This window comes from Streptomyces sp. NP-1717 (genome assembly GCF_022695985.1).
Classification (GTDB): Bacteria; Actinomycetota; Actinomycetes; order Streptomycetales; family Streptomycetaceae; genus Streptomyces.
This window is the reverse complement of sequence record NZ_JAAPBF010000030.1, coordinates 18,681-39,458: the sequence shown is the minus strand read 5'-3', so window position 1 is coordinate 39,458 and position 20,778 is coordinate 18,681. Positions and strand designations below refer to the sequence as shown.

Annotated in this window: 18 protein-coding genes and 1 riboswitch; of the genes, 4 read left to right on the top strand and 14 right to left on the bottom strand. The window is 70.2% G+C overall.

Annotated features, from left to right (window positions below):
- Nucleotides 1-68 precede the first annotated feature (68 nt).
- The 3 genes from GXP76_RS09640 to hemL all read right to left on the bottom strand — a co-directional run bounded on the left by GXP76_RS09640 (nt 69) and on the right by hemL (nt 3,472).
- Entirely contained in the window at nt 69-1,316 is a 1,248-nt protein-coding gene (locus tag GXP76_RS09640) for a hypothetical protein (protein ID WP_242571029.1), read from the bottom strand.
- Between the two features lie 159 nt (nt 1,317-1,475).
- Nucleotides 1,476-2,153, bottom strand: a complete 678-nt coding sequence (locus tag GXP76_RS09635) for a histidine phosphatase family protein (protein WP_242571028.1) — start codon at nt 2,151-2,153, stop codon at nt 1,476-1,478.
- Nucleotides 2,150-3,472: a glutamate-1-semialdehyde 2,1-aminomutase gene (hemL, locus tag GXP76_RS09630; protein ID WP_242571027.1), complete on the bottom strand. Its 1,323-nt coding sequence runs from the start codon at nt 3,470-3,472 to the stop codon at nt 2,150-2,152. Before hemL ends, GXP76_RS09635 begins: the two co-directional genes overlap by 4 nt.
- Before the next feature lie 271 nt (nt 3,473-3,743).
- Here hemL and GXP76_RS09625 point away from each other — a divergent pair, with 271 nt between their 5' ends.
- The 3 genes from GXP76_RS09625 to GXP76_RS09615 all read left to right on the top strand — a co-directional run bounded on the left by GXP76_RS09625 (nt 3,744) and on the right by GXP76_RS09615 (nt 6,604).
- Nucleotides 3,744-4,334: a hypothetical protein gene (locus tag GXP76_RS09625; protein ID WP_242571026.1), complete on the top strand. Its 591-nt coding sequence runs from the start codon at nt 3,744-3,746 to the stop codon at nt 4,332-4,334.
- A 203-nt stretch (nt 4,335-4,537) separates the two neighbouring features.
- Complete coding sequence (locus GXP76_RS09620) at nt 4,538-5,338, top strand: GNAT family N-acetyltransferase (protein ID WP_242571025.1); 801 nt, start codon at nt 4,538-4,540, stop codon at nt 5,336-5,338.
- Nucleotides 5,339-5,485: 147 nt separating this feature from the next.
- The gene (locus GXP76_RS09615; protein WP_242571024.1) at nt 5,486-6,604 is read left to right on the top strand and encodes an NADH:flavin oxidoreductase; all 1,119 of its coding nucleotides are present in this window, start codon (nt 5,486-5,488) and stop codon (nt 6,602-6,604) included.
- 35 nt (nt 6,605-6,639) lie between these two features.
- Here GXP76_RS09615 and GXP76_RS09610 read toward each other — a convergent pair whose 3' ends face one another.
- The 7 genes from GXP76_RS09610 to GXP76_RS09580 all read right to left on the bottom strand — a co-directional run bounded on the left by GXP76_RS09610 (nt 6,640) and on the right by GXP76_RS09580 (nt 15,411).
- On the bottom strand, nt 6,640-9,252 hold the full coding sequence (locus GXP76_RS09610) for a DUF6185 family protein (RefSeq protein ID WP_242571023.1): 2,613 nt from the start codon (nt 9,250-9,252) through the stop codon (nt 6,640-6,642).
- A 146-nt stretch (nt 9,253-9,398) separates the two neighbouring features.
- A complete protein-coding gene (locus GXP76_RS09605) occupies nt 9,399-10,064 on the bottom strand; it encodes a potassium-transporting ATPase subunit C (RefSeq protein WP_242571022.1) in 666 nt (221 codons plus the stop codon).
- A 5-nt stretch (nt 10,065-10,069) separates the two neighbouring features.
- Nucleotides 10,070-12,283 carry a potassium-transporting ATPase subunit KdpB gene (kdpB, locus tag GXP76_RS09600; RefSeq protein ID WP_242571021.1) on the bottom strand — a complete coding sequence of 738 codons (2,214 nt, stop codon included), beginning with the start codon at nt 12,281-12,283 and terminating at the stop codon, nt 10,070-10,072.
- Nucleotides 12,280-13,944, bottom strand: coding sequence for a potassium-transporting ATPase subunit KdpA (kdpA, locus tag GXP76_RS09595; RefSeq protein ID WP_242571020.1), 1,665 nt, complete (start codon nt 13,942-13,944; stop codon nt 12,280-12,282). Before kdpA ends, kdpB begins: the two co-directional genes overlap by 4 nt.
- Nucleotides 13,945-13,950: 6 nt before the next feature.
- A complete protein-coding gene (gene kdpF, locus GXP76_RS09590) occupies nt 13,951-14,040 on the bottom strand; it encodes a K(+)-transporting ATPase subunit F (protein ID WP_078075662.1) in 90 nt (29 codons plus the stop codon).
- Between the two features lie 275 nt (nt 14,041-14,315).
- Complete coding sequence (locus tag GXP76_RS09585; RefSeq protein WP_242571019.1) at nt 14,316-15,146, bottom strand: CbtA family protein; 831 nt, start codon at nt 15,144-15,146, stop codon at nt 14,316-14,318.
- 31 nt (nt 15,147-15,177) lie between these two features.
- The gene (locus GXP76_RS09580) at nt 15,178-15,411 is read right to left on the bottom strand and encodes a CbtB domain-containing protein (protein ID WP_242571018.1); all 234 of its coding nucleotides are present in this window, start codon (nt 15,409-15,411) and stop codon (nt 15,178-15,180) included.
- Between the two features lie 59 nt (nt 15,412-15,470).
- Nucleotides 15,471-15,559, bottom strand: a riboswitch (cobalamin riboswitch).
- 126 nt (nt 15,560-15,685) lie between these two features.
- Here GXP76_RS09580 and GXP76_RS09575 point away from each other — a divergent pair.
- The gene (locus tag GXP76_RS09575) at nt 15,686-16,255 is read left to right on the top strand and encodes a histidine phosphatase family protein (protein WP_242571017.1); all 570 of its coding nucleotides are present in this window, start codon (nt 15,686-15,688) and stop codon (nt 16,253-16,255) included.
- Between the two features lie 106 nt (nt 16,256-16,361).
- Here the strand turns inward: GXP76_RS09575 and GXP76_RS09570 are convergent, their stop codons facing one another.
- The 4 genes from GXP76_RS09570 to GXP76_RS09555 all read right to left on the bottom strand — a co-directional run bounded on the left by GXP76_RS09570 (nt 16,362) and on the right by GXP76_RS09555 (nt 20,614).
- On the bottom strand, nt 16,362-17,384 hold the full coding sequence (locus GXP76_RS09570; RefSeq protein WP_242571016.1) for a hemolysin family protein: 1,023 nt from the start codon (nt 17,382-17,384) through the stop codon (nt 16,362-16,364).
- Nucleotides 17,381-18,829: a hemolysin family protein gene (locus tag GXP76_RS09565; protein WP_242571015.1), complete on the bottom strand. Its 1,449-nt coding sequence runs from the start codon at nt 18,827-18,829 to the stop codon at nt 17,381-17,383. Before GXP76_RS09565 ends, GXP76_RS09570 begins: the two co-directional genes overlap by 4 nt.
- A 197-nt stretch (nt 18,830-19,026) precedes the next feature.
- Entirely contained in the window at nt 19,027-19,422 is a 396-nt protein-coding gene (locus GXP76_RS09560) for a DUF1992 domain-containing protein (RefSeq protein WP_242571014.1), read from the bottom strand.
- Between the two features lie 97 nt (nt 19,423-19,519).
- Complete coding sequence (locus GXP76_RS09555) at nt 19,520-20,614, bottom strand: CdaR family transcriptional regulator (RefSeq protein WP_242571013.1); 1,095 nt, start codon at nt 20,612-20,614, stop codon at nt 19,520-19,522.
- Between the last annotated feature and the right edge of the window lie 164 nt (nt 20,615-20,778).

Here is a 20,778-nt window from a genome sequence, read left to right as displayed (position 1 = left end):
CTTCTTCGCCCCCCTCACTCCCGGGGAACTCCCTGTCAGCGGCCTGTCCGGGCCCACGCCGCCGGGCCTCAGGCGGCTTTGAGGAAGGTGTTCCACCCACCGGCGGGGGCCTGGCCGACCTCCAGCGTGCGGAGCTTTTCGAGTACGGCCGGGTCCTGGACGTCGAGCCAGTCCGTGAACTGCCGGAAGGAGACGAGCCGTACGTCCTTCTTGTCCGCCATCCCCTTGATCGCCTCTTCGACCGCATCCATATATATGCCGCCGTTCCACTCCTCGAAGTGATTCCCTATGAAGAAGGGGGCGCGATTCGACTCGTACGCGCGACGGAATCCGGAGAGATACGCCTCGGTGGCCTGTCTGCGCCAGCCCGGATAATGGGCGGGCACGCCCTGCGTCGAATTCTTCGACTGATTGGCGAGCATGTTGTAGTCCATCGACAGCACCTCGAAGGAATGCCCGGGGAACGGCACGGCCTGCAACGGCAGATCCCACACGTCCTGCCGCTTGTCCGGCCACATCTGCCGGCCGCCCGGCGAGCTGGCGTCGTACCGCCAGCCCATTTTGCTCGCCACCGGCAGCAGTCCGTCCTGGCCGAGCAGGCACGGCGTACGGCCCCCGACCAGTTCCTTGCGGTAGTCGAACGGCAGCGGGTCGAGGTCCTTCCAGCCGCTGTTCGTCTTCCACTCGGTGACGAATCCCACGGCCTGGTCGATCTCGTCGCGCCACTGCTTCGGCGACCAGTTGCCGACCGAGCCGGACCCGGCGCAGAAGTGCCCGTTGAAGTGCGTGCCTATCTCGTGCCCTTCGAGCCACGCCCGGCGTATGTACTTCAGCGTGTCCTTGATGTGCGCGTCGGTGAGATAGCCGATGTCGGAGGCGCCGACGGCGTTGCCCGGCGGGCGGTAGAGCGTCTTTTTCGACTCCGGCAGCAGATAGATGCCGGAGAGGAAGAACGTCATCGCCGCGCCGTGGTCCTTGGCGAGGTCGAGGAAGCGGGGGAAGAGGCCGTTGCCCACCTCGCCCGCGCCGTCCCAGGAGAAGATCACGAACTGCGGCGGGGTCTCGCCCGGCTCCAGCGGTACGGGCCTGGGCGGCTGGTGCGGCTGCTTCCCGGTGTCGGCGGTCGAACCGTCACCGATCGGCCGGACGTTCTTCTCGCTGGGCCGGACGCTCGGTTTGCCCTCTCCCCCGTTGCCGCCGCTGTCCTTACCGGCATTGCCGGGCTTGCCCGAGTCGGTACCACAGCCCGCGATTCCGATTGCGGCCGCCGCTCCAATTCCGGCTCCGAGCAGGCCCCTTCGGCTCATGTCGCGCATATCGTCCCCATCCGCGCTCGTGCGTGTAACGTCCGCCGGTCAAGCGGACGACAACACGTTAGATGGCACAGGGAACTCACAGGTTCCAGGAATTGACGAAGCGGCGTACTTGTAACGCCGGATGTGACATTTCCCGCCGAACCGTGGGCGATTGACCGATTACGCTCCGAAGGCTTTTGACGCGCCCTTTACCGGTTTGGCACCGGCGAGCAGATGCGCGGGTACGAGATCGCGCGCCGGCTCCGTATAGGCGACGGAGATCAGCTTCTCCCCCTCGTACGTGAAAGTCGTCAGGGACGCGAGTGTGCACTGCCTGCGGCGCGGGTCGTGCCACAGCCTGCGGCGCTCGAAATGGCTGCGCACGATCCAGATCGGCAGCTGGTGGCTGACGCACACGGCCTCGTGCCCCCGGGCCGCGTCGCGCGCGTCGGCCAGGGCTGCCTTCATACGGGCGACCTGTTCGACGTACGACTCGCCCCAGGAGGGCCGGAACGGGTTGGTGAGGTAGCGCCAGTTGCCGGGGCGGCGCAGGGCGCCGTCGCCGACCCCGAAGGTCTTGCCCTCGAATACGTTCGCGGCCTCGATGAGACGGTCGTCGGTGTGCAGGGTCAGCCCGTGGGACTTGGCCACGGGCATCGCGGTCTCCTGCGCCCGCTCCAGCGGGGAGGCGACGACATGCGTGATGTCGCGGCTCGCGAGGTGCTCGGCGACCCGGTCGGCCATCCGCCGGCCCAGCTCGGAGAGGTGGTAGCCGTCGCGACGCCCGTAGAGGACCCCGTCGGGGTTGTGGACCTCCCCGTGCCGTACGACGTGGACGGCGGTGGTCTCGGCGCTCATGCGTCCACTCCGGTCCCGGTCGCTTCCGCCGCCGCGCGGGCGGCGGCCGGCAGGGCGGCGGCGACGCGCTCGACCGCGCGGTCGTCGTGGGCGGTGGAGACGAACCAGGACTCGAAGGCGGACGGCGGCAGGTACACACCGTCGGCGAGCATCGAGTGGAAGAAGCCGGTGAAGCGGAAAGCTTCCTGCCGCTTGGCGTCCTCGTAGTCCCGTACCTCGTCGGCGGTGAAGAAGACGGAGAACATGTTGCCCGCCGTCTGCACCCGGTGCGCGACACCCTCCTTGCTCAGGGCGTCGGAGACGAGGCCGCGGATCTCCGCCGACACGGCGTCGACCTTCGCGTACGCCGCGTCGTCGAGCAGCCGCAGCTGCGCGAGCCCGGCGGCGGTGGCGACGGGATTGCCGGAGAGCGTGCCCGCCTGGTAGACGGGGCCGGCGGGCGCGAGGTGCGCCATGACGTCGGCGCGACCGCCGAAGGCCGCGGCGGGGAATCCGCCGCCCATGACCTTGCCGAAGGTCATCAGGTCGGGCGCGACGCCGTCGATGCCGTACCAGCCGGCCTTCGACGTACGGAATCCGGTCATCACCTCGTCGGAGATGTACAGGGCGCCGTCGGCGGCGCACAGCTCCTTGAGCCCGGCGTTGAACCCGTCACGCGGCGGCACGACGCCCATGTTCCCGGGCGAGGCCTCGGTGATCACGCAGGCGATCTCACCGGGGTGCGCGGCGAAGGCCGCCCGTACGGCGTCCAGATCGTTGTACGGCAGTACGACGGTGTCCCCGGCCTGCGCGCCGGTCACCCCGGGCGTGTCGGGCAGCCCGAACGTCGCGACGCCGGAACCGGCGGCGGCGAGCAGCGCGTCCACATGACCGTGGTAACAGCCCGCGAACTTCACGATCTTCGCGCGCCCGGTGAACCCGCGGGCGAGCCGGATCGCGGACATGGTGGCCTCGGTGCCGGACGACACGAGCCGGACCTGCTCGACGGGCGCGACCCGGGCGACGATCTCCTCGGCCAGCGCGACCTCGCCCTCACCGGGCGTACCGAAGGACGTACCCCGGGCGACCGCGGCCCGCACGGCCTCGATGACCTCGGGCCGCGAGTGCCCCAGGATCATCGGCCCCCAGGAGCAGACGAGGTCGACGTAGTCGCGCCCGTCGGCGTCGGTGAGGTACGCGCCCTCACCGGACACCATGAACCGGGGCGTACCGCCCACGGCCCGGAAGGCACGGACGGGAGAGTTCACCCCGCCGGGCGTCACGACCGACGCGCGGTCGAAAAGGGCCTGCGAAACGGGGGCTTCGTATGAGTACGACACTTTGGTCCTGATCTGCGATTCGGGGTCGGGTGGCCGGGACGAAGGATCTCGGCCACCGATGAGCGGGTCGCGCGATCTCCTCGTATTACACAAGAGCGTCAGGGCCCCCACGTCTGCGAAACTGGGGCGTCATAGGGGAAGCTCACGCAATCCATGGTGTCAGAGCCTTCGAAGTATCTGCGGACTGGTGTTTCACCGGGCGTTCGTGGGGGAGGTCACTGTCACGATGATCGGGTTGCGCGGCCGGGGCTGCGAGTGGTCGGGTGGAGATATGCATCGCGGTGGCGGACTGGGCGAGGGTACCGATGACCTCGGGCCCGACCCTGCCCGACGGGGAAAACACCGGCGCCGCGAGCGAGAGGCCCGCGCGCAGCCTCCTGTCGGCGGAGCTGAGAACCGGCCTCAGGGAGGCGGGAGCGGCCGGGTGGGGGTGACGTACAAATACTTCGGCGCCCCGGACGGAGCGACGGCGGCCCGTGTCCCCATTTCGATGCGCCCCGAGGAACTGGGCGGCGACGAACTCGGCATGGGCGGCATGTTCACGAAGATCAAGCCCGAGACGATAGCCGCGATGGTCCTCACGGGAATCCAGGGCATGCCCCTGAACAAGGTCCCGCCCCTCGAACTGGTCGTGCTGCACCCGGACTACGCGGTGGTCAAACTCCCGATGACGGTGGTGGACCCACTGCGCGGCATCGGCGAGGAATCGGTGGGCGCGGCGGCCTTCATCTGGTCGACGGTCCCGGACCGCGGCGGCCCGCGGGACGCATTCAACGTCTACCAACTGCTCCACGAATGGCAGGACTTCAGCCACCGGCTGCACGAGGCGGGGCACCAGCCGTACTGCTTGGTGTGGCCGTGAGCTGAGACCGGTCCGGAACCGGCTTCCTTCAGCCCCGCCTTGCGGTGCCTGACGAGCGTTCATGCCGGTCTCCGCGTACGGGAGTCGGGCCGTCGCAGTGCCTCCCGTGGTGCCGGTCCGAGGGAGTTCGCACCACCGATCACCGTGGGGCTCGTTGTCCACCGTGACAGCTCTTTGCGCACTCACCCATGTGAGGGGTTTCGGTGGCGGATCTCGTGGACTCGATCGAATCGGTGGAGCAACTCGCCGTCGTCTGGCGCGCCATGGTGCTCGACCGGGACCCGGAGGCGGACGTACGGGACCTTCCGGGGCTCGCCGTCCGGTGGGCCGACTGCCGGTTCGCGTTCTGGAACTGTGTCGCGCTGACCGGTGTCGGCGCGGACGCCGGGGTGGTCCGGGAGCGGCTGGGGCAGGCGGCGGACCTCATGCGGGCCAAGAGGCGGCCCGGCTTTCTGTGGGTCTTCGAGGATCTCCTCGACGAGGAGGCGCTCGCGGGGCTCGCGGCGGCGGCCGGGCGGGTGGGCCTCGCGTACGCCTTCCCGGGGGTCGGCATGGCGGGGAACCTGCTTCCCCTCCCCGAACCGAGCCACCCCGACCTGACGTTCGTGCGCGTGCGCACGGAGGAGCATCTGCGCGCGTACGCCGACCTCAACTCGCGCGCCTACGGCTTCCCCCCTGCGGACGGCCGCGACGGGCTGCTCGGCTCCACGCTGTGGAAGGAGCGCGTGTACGCCTACCTCGGCATGCGCGACGGCGTCCCCGTGACCTGCGCCGGGAGCGTGGAAGCGGAGGGCCGCCTCTTCGTCGCACTCGTCGCGACGGACCCCGCGTGGGAGCGCAGGGGCTACGGCGAGGCGGTCACCCGTAAGGCGCTGTACGAGGGCGGCCGGGCCACCGGACTGAGCCGCGCCACCCTGCACGCGACGGCCGCCGGGGCGCCGGTGTACCCGCGCATCGGCTTCAGGCCGAACTCGCCGATCCGCTTCTACGGCCTGGCGGACTGAGCCGCCGGCACCGGAGACCTGCGCCACATCGGGCCGGAACCGGGCCGAACCGGAATGTCGAGGCAGCCTCCGTATGTTGGCGACCCCGGGGCACGGCCGTACCCGAAAGCAATCGAACACCCCTGAAACACCTGAACAGGACCAGACGTGACAGACACCACACATCCCCGTAACGCGGACACTCTCGCGCGCCCCTTCACCGTCCGCGGGCTCACCTCGCGCAACCGGATCGCCATGGCGCCCATGACGCGGAGCTTCTCCCCCGGCGGGGTCCCGGGCCGGGACGTCGCGGACTACTACACCCGGCGCGCCGTCGGCGGCGTGGGGCTGATCATCACCGAGGGCACCTACATCGACCACGAGTCGGCCGGCACCAGCGACCGGGTGCCGCGGTTCCACGGGGAGGACGCGCTCGCGGGGTGGGCGGATGTCGCGGACTCCGTGCACGGGGCCGGCGGCGCGATCGTCCCGCAGTTGTGGCACGTGGGTGTCACCCGCACCGAGGGCGCCCCGCCGGTGCCGGAGGCGGAGCCGGTCGGGCCGTCGGGTGTGTCCCTGGCGGGTGAGCCCAAGGGGCGCGCCATGACACGCAAGGACCTCGACGATGTCATCGGCGCGTTCGCAGACGCGGCGGCGGCCGCCGAACGTCTCGGCTTCGACGGCGTCGAACTCCACGGCGCGCACGGCTACTTGATCGACCAGTTCCTGTGGGCCGGCAGCAACCGCCGTACCGACGCCTACGGTGGCGGCATCGCCGCGCGGACCCGGTTCGCGGCCGAGATCGTCGCGGCCTGCCGCGCCGCCGTCTCCGACGCCTTCCCCCTCTTCTTCCGTATGTCCCAGTGGAAGATGAACACCTACGACGCGAAGCTCGCGCGCACGCCCGGTGAACTGGACACCCTGCTCACGCCGTTGACCGAGGCCGGCGTCGACGTCTTCCACGCGTCCACCCGCCGCTACTGGCTGCCCGAGTTCGACGACTCCGACCTGAACCTGGCCGGATGGGTGAGGAAGATCAGCGGCAGGCCGGCGGTCACGGTCGGTTCGGTCGGCCTGGACGGTGAGTTCTCCGGCGCCTTCCGGGGGAACGACTCGGCGGTCACCGGCATCGATGAGCTGCTGGACCGGATGGAGCGCGACGAGTTCGACATGGTGGCCGTCGGCCGCGCGCTGATCGCGGACCCCGAGTGGCCGAGGAAGACCCTGCGCGGAAGCACGGCGGACATCGTGCCGTTCGCCGCGGAGATGCTGAAGACGCTGCGCTGACCACGCGGCACCACACGCCGGACCCGCCCCGTGGCCTACGGCGAGTCGCCCGTCGACGGGCCGCCCTGCGGGCCCGTCGGGATCTGGGGTTCGATGAGGACCATCGGTTCGTTCCCCTTCAGCTGCTGCCAGACGCCCACCAGGGCCACCATCTGCGCCACGAAGAAGGCCAGTTGCACCGATGCCGTACGCAGTTGGTAGATCGACAGCAGCAGGGCCGCCTTCGTCGGCCAGTAGTGGTCCTCCTGGCGGAAGGTGTCGATGTCCATGGCGACCCCGGTCGTGGTGAGGACGAGCAGGGTCAGCGCGAGGTCGAGGCCCCAGGTGCCGAAGGGCTCGTCGACGGCGCGGCTGAGGATCCAGTACAGGCCGACCGGGGCCGCGTACACAAGAGAGAGTCCCAGCGCCTTCGACGGGCCCCGGCGGCCGGGCAGTACGCGCCACAGCGCGCCCAGGACGAACCCGGCCGCCGCCCAGATCACCTCCGAACCGAGCACGGCCTGAAGGAGGTTGACGATCCCGAACTGGTCTCTGGGGATGTCGCCCCAGAGCGGCCCGCGCACCTGGTTCGCCCAGAAGGAGACGGCGGTGGCGGGCAGGCCGATGACCGCGGCGAGGAACGCGGCGCGGCAGGCGTTGCGCCACCAGGTGTCCCTCGGTCCCCAGGCCAGGACCAGTTCTATCGCGTCGACCGAGTCCGGGAGTTTCTCACCGGCGTGCGCGGACGTGGCGTCGCCGGGGTTCCAGCGGTGCAGGTCGTCCAGTTTGGTCTCCAGTTCGGTCCGTTCGCCTTCCTGGTCGCCCTGCTCCCAGCGGCGCAGTTGCAGGTGGAGGTCGCGGTATCTGCGGGCGGACGCGACCAGCCACTGGCGGTCCGGCTCCCGTATCACCTCGCGCAGCGGCGCGCCCGCCGGGAGTTTCTGGGACAGCACCGAGCGGCGGCGCCCCAGGGAGAGGAGGAGCCATCCGGCGAACAGGATCAGTGGTACGTCCAGGACGTACGCTCCCAGGCCCACGTACCAGCCGGGGATCGGCGCGACCGACGTCACGAACAGCACGGTGAGGACGAGGAGTTCCGGGGCGCCCGGTGCGACCGGGTTGGCGCCGGGCGCCTTGGACCGGGCGGCGAGTACGGCGAGGAGCACCGTGATACGGATGAGCCACCCCGTCCAGACGGAGAACCAGTCCGGCCAGTCGGAGGGGAACCACGCGAGCGAGTTGTGGATGTTGGCGAGGTGCCAGCGGTCGTAGAACTCGTCGCCCCCGCCGATCCCGAGCCAGGCCTCCTGCTCCCACACGTTCTGCTTGGCCCATACGGCGAGCGCCACGATCGCGGCCGCGAGGAAGGCGCAGAGAACCAGCACCCACCAGGGGAAACGGCCTCGTTGGGTGGTCCCCGGCACGGTCAGGCCGGGCGCGGCGCGCAGCCGCTCCGCCATCGACACGGCGGCCACCAGCCAGACGAAGGCGACGCAGGCGCAGGCGAGCGCGAGCCAGAGGAACCCGCCGGTCCGCAGCAGTTCCTCGACCTCGGTCACGTTGTGCTCACTGAGCCAGAAGCCGCCCGGCAGCCCGAACCACTGGGGCTCGCTCGCCATGACCACCGGAAACGCGGTGGCCGTCAGGACGGCGATCCACGCGTCGATCCGGGGCCTGCCGAACAGACAGAGCGCGGCGCCGCCGACCGCGGTGATCGCCAGGTGAACGGCGATCCGGTTCTCCGGCCACCACGGGAGGATCCCGTAGTCCCCGGCGAGGCTGGGAAGCAGGTCGTCCAGCTCGTAGACCAGCGCCATCGCGAACGACACGTACGTCCACAGGCGGAGGTTGCGCCAGGTCGCCTCCTCGGCGGGCGTCGCCGGGGACGAGGCGGGGGTGGGGCGCAGCCTGCGCACCACGACCAGCAGCAGTACGGGGACGAGTACGACGTCCCAGGACATCCAGGCCAGGGACGGCAGTACGTACCAGGGCTTGCCGCTCCATCTCGTGATCAGCGCCTTGGTCGCCGGCGGCTGTACGACGATCCGCACCTCGGGCGGCTCGCCCCCGGCCTTGTCCCGCAGCCAGGTCAGCCGGGTGGCGGTGCCCTCACCCGGGGTGGGGGAGATGGTGCGGGCCGAGCGCCCGCCGAGATCGACCGAGATCCGTTGCCACCACGCCGAGTCGAGCGCGGGCGGACGCATCAGGGCCAGCGTCCAGAACCGCTTGCCCGCGGTGATGCGCCAGGGTCCGAAGTGCCGCTCGCGCATGTCGTTCACATAGGTGACGGCACGGTGCCGGACGGTGATCCATTTCTCCTGGACCGTCACTTCGGGCGGCCCGGGCCGGGCCTCGGTGTTCCGGTACGGATAGGGGTCGTCCGGGTTGCGCAACACGCAGCGCATGGCCGACCGGTAGGGCTCGGTGTCGCCGTTCAGCAGCAGATTCCCGGCGAGCTTCCAGGACTTCGGCACCTGTACGACGAGATCGGCCCGCGCCTTGGTGTACGTCTCGCCGTCGTGCTTGAGCCGTACGGAGGTGGAGACCCGCGCGGTCTTCAACTGCCCGGACAGACAGCCGTCCTCCGCGGGCGGCGCCGCATGGGCCGTACCGAGCCCCGACAGCAGGAGCAGTCCCGTGAAGACGCACAGCAACAGCCCACGCCGCATCGCCAGCCCCCCGGACGGCAGTTACCTGATCAACGGACATGCAGAGTAACCGCCCGAGCCCCGCACGGCCATCGCACACGGTGACGATATGGAGCACGCTGTGTGGCGAGTGGCCGGCGGGGCGGATGAGGCACAGGAGACAGCCGTCAGCCCTTCTCCAGCGCCTTCAGCGCGATGTTCAGTTCGAGCACGTTCACCCTCGGCTCCCCCACGAACCCCAGGATCCGGCCGTCCGTGTGCTCGTTCACCAGCTTCTCGACCTGTTCGACGCTCAGGCCGTTCAGCTCCGCGACCCGGTGCACCTGGATCCGGGCGTACTCCGGGGAGATCGCCGGGTCCAGGCCCGAGCCGGAGGAGGTGACCGCGTCGGGTGGCACGTCCGAGGGCCTGACCTGGTAGCCGTTCACCGAGTTGTCCTTGATGACGGCCGCCTTCGCGTCCTTCACCCACCGGATCAACTCCTCGTTGTCCCCTGCCCTGTTGGTGGCTCCGGAGAGGATCAGTCGGTACTGCGTGTTGACGGTGTTGGTGCCGAGACCGTTGGACGGGCGGGGCTGGAACCACTTGAGGTCGGGCGCCGGGGTCTCCTCGCCCTTCTTCAGGGGCAGGTCGTAGCGCTGGCCGATGAGTTCGGAGCCGACGACCCTGCCGTCCGAGGTGATCTCGGAGCCGTTGGCCTGGTGGTTGAAGAGGCCCTGTCCGACGCCCATGACGGCGAGCGGGTAGAGCACGCCGCAGACGAGGGTCAGGACGAGCAGGGCGCGCAGCCCGGCTCCGAGGAGCCGTGCGGTGCTTCGGATCGAGGTGTTCATGGACATCAACCGATTCCGGGGATGAGTGAGATGAGGAGATCGATGATCTTGATACCGGCGAACGGGGCGATCAGACCGCCCACGCCGTAGATCCCGATGTTGCGCCGCAGCATCCGGTCCGCGCTCATCGGGCGGTACCGCACACCGCGCAGGGCCAGCGGCACCAGCGCGACGATGATCAGCGCGTTGAAGATCACCGCCGAGAGGATCGCCGACTCGGGCGACGACAGGCTCATGATGTTGAGCTTGTCCAGGCCCGGATAAACGACGGCGAACATGGCCGGGATGATCGCGAAGTACTTCGCGACGTCGTTGGCGATCGAGAACGTCGTCAACGCACCGCGTGTGATGAGCAGTTGCTTGCCGATCTCGACGATCTCGATGAGCTTGGTCGGGTTGGAGTCCAGGTCCACCATGTTCCCGGCCTCCTTGGCGGCCGAGGTACCGGTGTTCATGGCCACGCCGACGTCCGCCTGGGCCAGTGCGGGGGCGTCGTTCGTACCGTCGCCGGTCATCGCGACGAGCTTGCCGCCCGCCTGCTCACGCCTGATGAGCGCCATCTTGTCCTCGGGCGTGGCCTCGGCGAGGAAGTCGTCCACGCCCGCCTCGTCCGCGATGGCCCGCGCCGTCAGCGGGTTGTCGCCCGTGATCATCACGGTCTTGATGCCCATGCGGCGCAGCTCCTCGAACCGCTCCCGCATGCCCTCCTTGACGACGTCCTTGAGGTGGATGACGCCCAGGACCCGCGCCCCGCGCCCGTCGTCGACGGCGACGAGCAGCGGCGTTCCGCCGTCCTCGGAGATGCGGTCGGTGAGGGTGTGCGCGTCCGGCGCGACACGGCCGCCGCGCTGTTCGACCCACGCGGCCACCGAACCGGCCGCGCCCTTGCGGATCCTGCGTACGGCTCCGGCCTCCTCACCCGGCTCCTCACCCGGCTCCCGCGCCGTCAGGTCCACGCCCGACATCCGGGTCTGCGCCGTGAACGGCACCCAGTCGGCCTGGCCCAACTCCCCCTGCCTGCGCTCCCGCAGGCCGTACTTCTCCTTCGCCAGGACCACGACCGAGCGGCCTTCGGGTGTCTCGTCGGCGAGCGACGAGAGCTGCGCGGCGTCCGCGAGTTCGACGGCGGTGACGCCCTCCACCGGGAGGAAGCCCGCGGCCTGCCGGTTGCCGAGCGTGATCGTGCCGGTCTTGTCCAGCAGGAGCGTCGAGACGTCACCGGCCGCCTCCACGGCGCGTCCCGACATGGCCAGGACGTTGCGCTGCACGAGCCGGTCCATGCCGGCGATGCCGATGGCCGAGAGCAGCGCGCCGATGGTGGTGGGGATGAGGCAGACGAGCAGCGCGGTCAGCACGATCACCGACTGCCGCGCGCCCGCGTAGACCGCGAACGGCTGAAGGGTGACGACGGCCAGCAGGAAGACGATGGTGAGGGAGGCGAGAAGGATGTTCAGCGCGATCTCGTTGGGTGTCTTCTGCCGAGCCGCGCCTTCGACCAGGGCGATCATCCGGTCGATGAACGTCTCGCCGGGCCTGGTCGTGATCTTGATGACGACACGGTCGGAGAGGACCTTCGTGCCCCCGGTGACCGCGCTGCGGTCACCGCCCGACTCGCGGATGACGGGGGCCGACTCACCGGTGATGGCGGACTCGTCGACGGAGGCGACTCCCTCCACGACATCGCCGTCACCGGGGATGATGTCGCCGGCCTCGCAGACCACCAGGTCGCCGACGCGCAGTTCGGTGCCGGGCACGCGTTCTTCTTTTACGGGCTCCGCGCCCCGGCCGGTCAGGCGCCGTGCGACGGAGTCGGTCTTCGCCTTGCGGAGGGTGTCGGCCTGCGCCTTGCCCCGGCCCTCGGCGACGGCCTCGGCGAGGTTGGCGAAGATCGTCGTCAGCCAGAGCCAGGCGGCGATCGCCCAGCCGAACCACTCGCCCGGGTTCGTGATCGCCAGCACGGTGGTGAACACCGAGCCGATCTCGACCACGAACATCACGGGTGACTTGACCATCACCCGGGGGTCGAGCTTGCGCAGCGCGTCGGGGAGGGACTTGACGAGCTGCCGGGGGTCGAAGAGGCCGCCGCCGACGCGCCCGTCGCCGTCGGGCCGGTGCGAGGTCGGTACGTCGGAGTGCGGCGCCCGCGAGGGGCCGGGCCCCGTACCGAAGCCGGAACCCGAGCCGGGGTCGGGCGTGGGGGCGGATGTGGCAGTGCTCATGACGCGAGTCCTTCGGCGAGCGGTCCCAGCGCGAGCGCCGGGAAGTAGGTCAGACCGGCGACGATCATGATCGTGCCGACGAGCAGCCCGCTGAAGAGCGGCTTGTCGGTACGCAGGGTGCCCGCGGTCATCGGCACCGGTCTCTGCTCGGCGAGCGAGCCGGCCAGCGCCAGCACGAACACCATGGGGAGGAAGCGGCCGAGCAGCATCGCGATACCGATCGAGGTGTTGAACCACTGGGTGTCGGCATTGAGCCCGGCGAACGCCGAACCGTTGTTGTTGGCGCCCGACGTATAGGCGTACAGAATCTCGGAGAATCCGTGCGCGCCGCTGTTCGTCATCGAATTCGCGGGCGTGTTCATGGCCATCGCCACACCGGTGAAACAGAGCACCAGGGCCGGGGTGATGAGGATGTAGCACGCGGCGAATTTGATCTGGCGGGTGCCGATCTTCTTGCCCAGGTATTCCGGCGTACGGCCGACCATGAGACCCGCGAGGAACACCGCGATGACGGCCATGATGAGGATTCCGTAGAGTCCGGAGCCCACACCGCCGGGCGCGATCTCGCCCAACTGCATACCGAGCATGGCGATTCCGCCGCCGAAACCGGTGTACGAGGAGAGGAACGAATTCACCGCACCGGTTGAGGTAAGTGTCGTCGCGACCGAGAAGATGGACGACGCGCCGATTCCGAACCGTGTCTCCTTGCCCTCCGTCGCACCGCCGGCGATGTCGAACGCCGGGCCGCCGTGGTGGAATTCGGTCCACATCATCAGCGCGGTGAAGACGATCCAGATCGTCACCATCGTGGCGAGGATCGCGTAACCCTGCTTGACGCTGCCGACCATCCGGCCGAACGTCCGGGTGAGCGAGAGGGGAATGAGGAGGATCAGGAAGATCTCAAGGAGATTCGAGAGTCCGTTGGGATTCTCGAAGGGGTGGGCGGAGTTGGCGTTGAAGTAACCGCCGCCGTTGGTGCCCAGCTCCTTGATGGCCTCCTGCGAGGCGACGGCGCCGCCGTTCCACTGCTGGCTGCCGCCCATGAACTGACCGACCGGGTGAATGCCCGCGAAGTTCTGGATCGCCCCGCAGGCGACCAGGAGTACGGCTCCCACCAGCGCGATCGGCAGCAGGATACGGATCGTGCCGCGCACCATGTCGGCCCAGAAGTTGCCGAGTTCACCGGTGCGGGAGCGGGCGAAGCCCCGTACGAGCGCGATCGCGACGGCCATGCCCACGGCGGCCGACAGGAAGTTCTGCACCGCGAGGCCGCCGGTCTGCACGACATGGCCCATGGCCTGTTCGCCGTAGTAGGACTGCCAGTTGGTGTTGGAGACGAACGAGGCGGCTGTGTTGAACGCCTGGTCCGGATCGATCGACGAGAAACCGAGCGAACCGGGGAGCGAACCCTGGATCCGTTGCAGCAGATAGAGAAAGAGAACACTCACCAGAGAGAAGCCGAGAACTCCGCGCAGATAGGCGGGCCAGCGCATCTCGACGGCGGGATTGGCGCCGATGGCACGGTAGATCCATTTCTCGGCCCGCAAATGCTTCGGGGAGGAGTAGACACCGGCCATGTAGTCGCCGAGCGGGCGGTATGCCAGAGCGAGCGCCACCATGAGCGCGAGCAGCTGGAGCACACCGGCGAGGACGGGGCTCATCAGGGCTCAGAACCTCTCCGGGTACAGAAGGGCGAGGACGAGATAGCCCAGCAGGGCGACGGCGACGACGAGACCGACGATGTTCTCCGCGGTCATAGCTTCGCCACCCCCTTGGCAACGAATGCCACCAGCGCGAACAGCGCGATCGTGGTGACGACGAAGGCCACATCGGCCATCGTGAGCTCCTGAATGAGGTCGGAATTACTCGGACCTCTAGAGGAGAACCTCTTTTTTCGGGAACGCGACCGACGTTGACGGGTCCCATACGGACCTGGGGGCGCGTTTGACGGATCTCATACACGGATGGCCCATACACGTCTTGTGCCCGGCAGGGATTCCTGCCGGGCACAAGACGCGGACGACTTCCGGGGTCAGCCGGTACGTGCCGGGGACGCGCCCGTCACGGCTTCCGGGTCCTGCCCGGTTGCCCGGGTGTCCGGGGGACGCAGTACGCGCTCCGCCAGCGCGCCGAAGATCAGCCCGAACGCCGTCCACAGCAGAGCCTGGACAGCCAGCGAGGCCAGTCTGAACTCCCAGAGCAGAGCGGCGGGGAAGGTCTCCTTCACGGCGTCGGTGTTGGCGGGCAGCAGCAGACAGGCCACGGCCATGACCACCACATAGCCGCCGCCGGCCGCGACGGTCGCGTTCCAGTTGCCCAGCTTCGGCGCGAGCCGCCGCCCGGCGATGACGGCGACGACCGCGATCAGCACGCTGAGCACGATCATCAGGAAGAACAGGGTGGTGCGTTTGCCGATGGTGTCGGGATTGCCCACGGCGGGCGGGGTCGCCGGGTATTTGAGGAACGGCACGAGATAGACGGTGGTGAAGGCGGCGCCCGCGACCAGGGCGGCCGTCGCCCGGGGCCGGAGGCGGCCGACCCGGCCCAGACAGAGGGCGAAGGCCAGTGCGGCGATGCCGCCCAGGGCGACTCCGTAGACGAGGACGCCGGTGGCGAGACCGAAGGTCGACTGGATCGGCCGCGTGACCAGCTCCTCCTCTTCGGCGGGCGCGGGCGCCGCGTCGCCGTGCTCATGCGCCGGGGCGGACTGCGACTCCTCCAGCGCGATGGAGGAGTCGATGGACGGCTCCCCCACCACGTAGGCGAGCGCGAAGGCGAGGAGCCCGGCGACGACGCCCGCGAGCATGCCGCGGACCAGAAGGGTTCTCACGGTGGACGTGGATGTGGATGTGGATGTGGACATGGGTGTGCTCGTGGATGTCTGCATGGCGGGATCAGTGGCAGGGGAAGCCGAGCAGATGACGGCCGTCGTGCACCCACTCGTGCACACCCGCCCCGGAGAAGACGGATGTCGCGCCCTGTTCGGCGCCGACGAAGTACAGCAGCACCAGCATCAGCGTGCCCACGAAGACCACCCACGGCAGAACCGCCCGCAGGGGCAGGGGAGTCAGGGGGGATATCGCTGATGCGGTGGGCGAAACGGCCGGGGGCACGATGGACTCAGCCACGGCACAACCTCCTTGGGAACTCGCGTCCCGTTCAGTGGAGCTCGCACGACGACGATCGGGTCTGACTCACCGGGCCGTCTCCGCGCGCGTACGCGGTGACCGCTCGGCATACAGTGGCGCGACCGTGCCGGAATCTCACCGGACTTCCGTCCCGCCGTCGTGATATCGACGTGAACGTACCGCGATCGGGCAGGCGGGCCAAGAGGACGAATCGTCCGGAGCCCCGGTGGTCCCCCGGTACGGGACCGGCCCCGCCGCGACCCTGGAGAGCCCTGTGACCACACGCGTGACGTTGATCTCACCGGCGCTGAACACCGCGTTGCGCGAGGCGCGCTTCGCTGACGGTCCGCTGGACGAGGCGGGGCTGCGGCAGGCGGGGGCGGCACGGGGCGCGGTGGCCGGACAACTGGTGTTCGCTTCCCCGTCGTTGCGCTGCGAGCAGACCGCCGAGGCGCTGGGGCTGGTCGCCGAGCCCCTGCCGGAGCTGCGCACCTGCGCGATGGGCCGCTGGGGCGGGATGCGGCTGGACGAGGTCGCCGCCACGGAGCCGCAGGCGGTCGCCGCCTGGCTGGCGGACCCGGCGGCGGCCCCGCACGGCGGGGAGTCGCTTCAGGAGCTGCACACCCGCGTGGGCCGCTGGCTCGACGCGCTGGCCGACGGCGCGCGCGTCGTCGCGGTGGCCGAGCCCGATGTCGTACGCGCGCTGACGGTGCACGCGATCGGGGCGCCCGCGGGGGTGTTCTGGCGGATCGACGTACTGCCGCTGACGGCGACGGAGCTGAGCGGCCGCGACGCCCGCTGGAACCTCCGGGGCGGCCGCCCGCTGGGGAGCGCTTCCCCCTAGGGGGTTCCGGTTCGTCCTCAATCGCCGGACGGGCTTTTCAAGCCCGTCCGGCGATTGAGGACACCGCCCGCGGGCTCGCGGGCCGCGCGCACCGGCGAACGCGCCGTCACAGCGCAGGCGCCGGGCCCCCCACCAGTTCGCCGAGGACGTCCTCCATCGTCACGAAGCCGAGCACCGTGCCCGCCTCGCCCGTCACCGCCGCCAGGTGGCTGTCCGCCGCGCGCAGCGCGGTGAGCGTGTCGTCCAGCGGGGTGTCGATCCGGACCCGCGTCACCGCGTGGAGCGCCGCGCGCGGGAACGGCTTGGCGCGGTCGGCGACGCCGAGGGTGTCCTTGATGTGCAGGTAACCCAGGACGGCGCCCGCGGGCCCGGTGACCGGGATCCGCGAGAAGCCGGCCGACGACGCGATCCGCTCCAGTTGTTCGGGCGTCACCCGGTGGTCGACGGTGACCATCCGGCGCAGCGGTACGAGGAGTTCGCCGACCGGGCGGGTGCCCAGCTCCAGCGCGTCCCGCAGCCGTTCGCCGTCGGCCGGGGAGAGCAGTCCGGCCTGGCTGGAGACGGCGACCATACGGGCGAGTTCGTCGTCGTTGAAGACGGCGGCGACCTCGTCCTTGGGCTCGACCTTGATCAGCCGGAGCAGGACGTTGGCGAACGCGTTGATGCCGAAGATCAGCGGACGCAGCGCGCGGGTCAGGGCGACCAGCGGCGGGCCGAGCAGCAGCGCCGACTTGGTGGGCGCGGCGAGCGCGATGTTCTTCGGGACCATCTCGCCGAACAGCATGTGCAGATACGTGGCCACGGTCAGCGCGATGACGAACGCGATCGGGTGCACCAGGGCCTCGGGGACCCGCGCCGCCTCGAAGCCGGGCTCCAGCAGGTGCGCGATGGCCGGTTCGGCCACGGCACCGAGGACCAGCGAGGAGACGGTGATGCCGAGCTGGGCCGTCGCCATCATGGCCGACAGGTGCTCCAGCCCGTACAGCACGGTGTGCGCGCGCTTGTCGCCCTTGCGGGCGTGCGGCTCGATCTGGCTGCGGCGGACGGCGATCAGGGCGAATTCGGCGCCGACGAAGAACGCGTTGGTGAGCAGCGTCAGGGCGCCGATGGTGAGTTGCAGGGTGGTCATCGGGCTTCTCCGGCGTACTGGCGCGAGGAATCGTCGGTGTCGGTCACGGTGCCGGGCGCGGCGCCGCGTTCGGCGGGCACCCCGGCGTGGGGCACCCGGCCGGACGCCGCGTACGGCTCCGCGTCGGACTCCTCCGTGGCGACCCGCGCCGGCTCGGTGATGTGCACGCGCTCAGCGACGTGGTGCTCGATGTCCAGGACGTCGAGCCGCCAGCCGTCCAGTTCGACGGTGTCGCCCTGGACGGGGATGCGCGCCAGGCGGGCGGCGACGAGTCCGGCGACGGTCTCGTACGGCCCCTCCGGGGCGACCAGTCCGATCCGTGCCAGCTCGTCGATCCGTACGCTGCCGTCCGCCTCCCAGGTCGCGAGCCCGTCCGCGGTCGGCGGCGCGGGCAGCAGGTCGGGGGTCTCGACGGGGTCGTGCTCGTCGCGTACCTCGCCGACGACCTCCTCGACGATGTCCTCCATGGTGGCCACGCCGGCGGTGCCGCCGTACTCGTCGATGACCACGGCCATCGTGCGCGCGGCGCGCAGCCGGTCCAGCAGCCGGTCGGCGGTCAGGGTGTCCGGCACCAGCAGCGGCTCGCTGGCCAGCTCGGTGACGGACACGCGGGCGCGCCGCTCCGGTTCGAGGGCGAGGACGTCACGGATGTGGACCGTGCCGATCACCTCGTCCAGGCTGTCGCGGTAGACGGGGAAGCGGGAGAGACCGGTGGCGTGCGTCAGATTGGCCGCGTCGGCCGCGGTCGCGCCGGCTTCGAGCGCCTGGACGTCGACGCGGGGCGTCATCACGTTCTCCGCGGTCAGCTCGCCGAGTCGCAGCGTCCGTACGAACAGCTCGGCCGAGTCCTGCTCCAGCGCTCCCTCGGCGGCGGAGTGCCGGGCGAGGGAGATCAGCTCGTCGGGGGTACGGGCGGAGGCCAGCTCGTCGGTGGGCTCCAGGCCCATGCGCCGGACGAAACGATTCGCCGTGCTGTTGAGATGCCTGATGAGCGGGCCGAAGGCGGCGGTGAAGCCGCGCTGCGGGCCCGCGACGACCTTGGCGACCGCCAGGGGCCGCGAGATCGCCCAGTTCTTGGGGACCAGCTCGCCGATGACCATCAGCACGACCGTGGAGATCACGACACCGAGGACGGTGGCGACCACCGAGGCGGCCGAGCCGAGGCCGACGGCCATCAGCGGGCCGCGCAGCAGCACGGCCATGGACGGCTCGGCGAGCATGCCGATGACCAGTGAGGTGACGGTGATGCCCAGCTGGGCGCCGGAGAGCTGGAACGTGAGGCGCCGGACGGCCTTCAGGGCGCCCTCGGCGCCGCGCTCACCGGCCGCGGCGGCGCGCTCCAGGCTGTCGCGCTCGACCGTGGTGAGGGAGAACTCGGCGGCGACGAAAACGGCGCAGGCGAGGGTCAGCCCGAGAGCGATCAGGAGAAGGAAGATCTCGGTCACCGTGCCACCCCCGCTCCGCCGGTCAGATGCTGCGGAGGGTGAATGGCACGGCTGGTACTAGGAGGCTCCATCGTGGAACTGCTGCTTCCTTCTTGGTCGGTCGGGGCGTCCCCGCCGTGGTCGGCCGAAGGGACGGAACATCATGGTAAAGGAATGGCAAACAGAATGGGAGTACCCGGAAGAGTGACTGAGAGTGACTAATGTCGCTCCCGCCACTCGGCGGCGATCTCCTCCGCGTCGAAGGGCCGCTTGTTCAGCGGCGGCCCGGCCGGCGGCCTGGCGGTCGCGGCGCGGATCTTCTCGTTGATGTCGGCGATGATCCGCCGCGCCTGCGCTTCGGACGCCGCCTCGCGGGCGGCGGCGACCGCGTCCTCGACCTCCTTACGGAGTCTGAGCGTCGGCGGCAGGTGAGAGATTCCCTCCCGCTCCATTTTTCCCTTGATCCACCACAGTTCGTCGTACGGGGCGTCCAGAGACGCCAGCGGCCGGCCGGCGCCCGGCAGATTGTCGAAGGCGCCGCGCTCCGCGGCCTCCCGGACCTGTCTGTCCACCCACGTCTCGAAGTCGACGCCTGGTGGCTTGCGCTCGGTCATCGTGCGATCTCCTGTCCGACCTCGGAGGTGGCCGGCGCCGCGACGGGAAGCGGCGGGCCCTCTCCATGGTGCCTGGCGCCGTCGCGTACGGGAACGGTCAGAGTTCCTTCGCCGGCCAGTCCAGCAGCCGCGCGCCGATCACCGCGGTCTGGAGCGTGTAGCGCTGGAACGGCTGCGCCGGGTCCGCCCCGGTGAGCTTGTGTATGCGCTCCAGCCGGTACGTCAGCGCGCGCACGCTCAGATTGAGCCGCCGCGCCGCCTCGGCCGCCACACACCCCGCGTCGAAGTACGCCGAAAGGGTGTCGAGCAGGGGCCCCGCTCCGCCGCGCGCCTCCGTAAGAGGGCCGAGCGCGCTGCGCACGAGATCCGACATCGCCTCCCGGTCCCGGCTGAGCACCGGGTAGACCAGCAGGTCGGCCGCCCGCAGCACCGGCTCATCCAGCGCCATGCGCTCGGCGAGGTCGTGGGCGCTCAGGGCCTCCTCGTACGACTGCACGACACCGCCCGCCCCCGGACGCGCGCGCCCGATGGCCACCCGCCCGCCGTCCGTCGCCGCGTGCGCCTGCTTGGCGAAGTAGGTCAGGACGTCACCCTGGTCGGCGGGCGCCACGCAGATCAGCCGCCCGTCCTTGGTGGTCAGCAGGATGCGGCGGTCGCCGAAGCGCGAGACGAGGGCGAGTTCGACGCCGCGGGTGACCGGGTCGGTCTCCGCGTACGCGGTCTCCCCCACGGCCACCGCCACCGCGTGCGCGTGGGAGAGCTGGAGCCCGAACCGCCCGGCCCGCTCGGCGAGCCGCCCGAGGTCGCTGCGCCCGTGCAGCAGGTCGTCGATGAACTCGCGCCGGGACGCCTCCTCACGGCGTACGGCGAGCCGCTGCGCCCGCTCGTACCCCTCGGCGAACGCGTCGACGGCCTGCTCGACCGCGGCCAGCACGCTGTGGGCGGACACCGTGTCGGCCGAGGAGACGGGCCAGGCGTCGCGGGTGGCGGTCAGATGCCCGCTGACGAGGGCGCGCAAGCCGTGCCCGGCCTCGGCGGCCTGCTCGCCCAGGGCACGGCGTGAGTCGAGTTCGTCACGCGTGAGGCGGCGCCCGGTCGCCGCGACGTCCGAGAGGATCCGGTCGTAGCCGGTCAGATACTCCTGGACCATCGCGGGATCCGTCGTCCGGCCTGTCGTCGTCCGCTCCGTCATCCGAGCCCCCCGGCTTCCTGATCCGTCCTGACGCGTTCTTAACGCCTGTGCCATCCACCCTGTCAGACCACGGCCCGGCGACGGCACCGGCATTAAGGAAGCATAAAGATTGCCGGGATCCGGCAATGCGCCGACAGCCCGTCGGCTGACAGGATCGGACCACG

What these genes read in the sequence shown, in the direction of transcription:
- GXP76_RS09640 (WP_242571029.1), bottom strand. Translation starts at nt 1,316, where the DNA reads ATGCGCGACATGAGCCGAAGGGGCCTGCTCGGAGCCGGAATTGGAGCG.
- GXP76_RS09635 (WP_242571028.1), bottom strand. Translation starts at nt 2,153, where the DNA reads ATGAGCGCCGAGACCACCGCCGTCCACGTCGTACGGCACGGGGAGGTC.
- GXP76_RS09625 (WP_242571026.1), top strand. Translation starts at nt 3,744, where the DNA reads ATGCATCGCGGTGGCGGACTGGGCGAGGGTACCGATGACCTCGGGCCC.
- GXP76_RS09610 (WP_242571023.1), bottom strand. Translation starts at nt 9,252, where the DNA reads ATGCGGCGTGGGCTGTTGCTGTGCGTCTTCACGGGACTGCTCCTGCTG.
- GXP76_RS09605 (WP_242571022.1), bottom strand. Translation starts at nt 10,064, where the DNA reads ATGAACACCTCGATCCGAAGCACCGCACGGCTCCTCGGAGCCGGGCTG.
- kdpB (WP_242571021.1), bottom strand. Translation starts at nt 12,283, where the DNA reads ATGAGCACTGCCACATCCGCCCCCACGCCCGACCCCGGCTCGGGTTCC.
- kdpA (WP_242571020.1), bottom strand. Translation starts at nt 13,944, where the DNA reads ATGAGCCCCGTCCTCGCCGGTGTGCTCCAGCTGCTCGCGCTCATGGTG.
- kdpF (WP_078075662.1), bottom strand. Translation starts at nt 14,040, where the DNA reads ATGACCGCGGAGAACATCGTCGGTCTCGTCGTCGCCGTCGCCCTGCTG.
- GXP76_RS09585 (WP_242571019.1), bottom strand. Translation starts at nt 15,146, where the DNA reads ATGTCCACATCCACATCCACATCCACGTCCACCGTGAGAACCCTTCTG.
- GXP76_RS09570 (WP_242571016.1), bottom strand. Translation starts at nt 17,384, where the DNA reads ATGACCACCCTGCAACTCACCATCGGCGCCCTGACGCTGCTCACCAAC.
- GXP76_RS09560 (WP_242571014.1), bottom strand. Translation starts at nt 19,422, where the DNA reads ATGACCGAGCGCAAGCCACCAGGCGTCGACTTCGAGACGTGGGTGGAC.
- GXP76_RS09555 (WP_242571013.1), bottom strand. Translation starts at nt 20,614, where the DNA reads ATGACGGAGCGGACGACGACAGGCCGGACGACGGATCCCGCGATGGTC.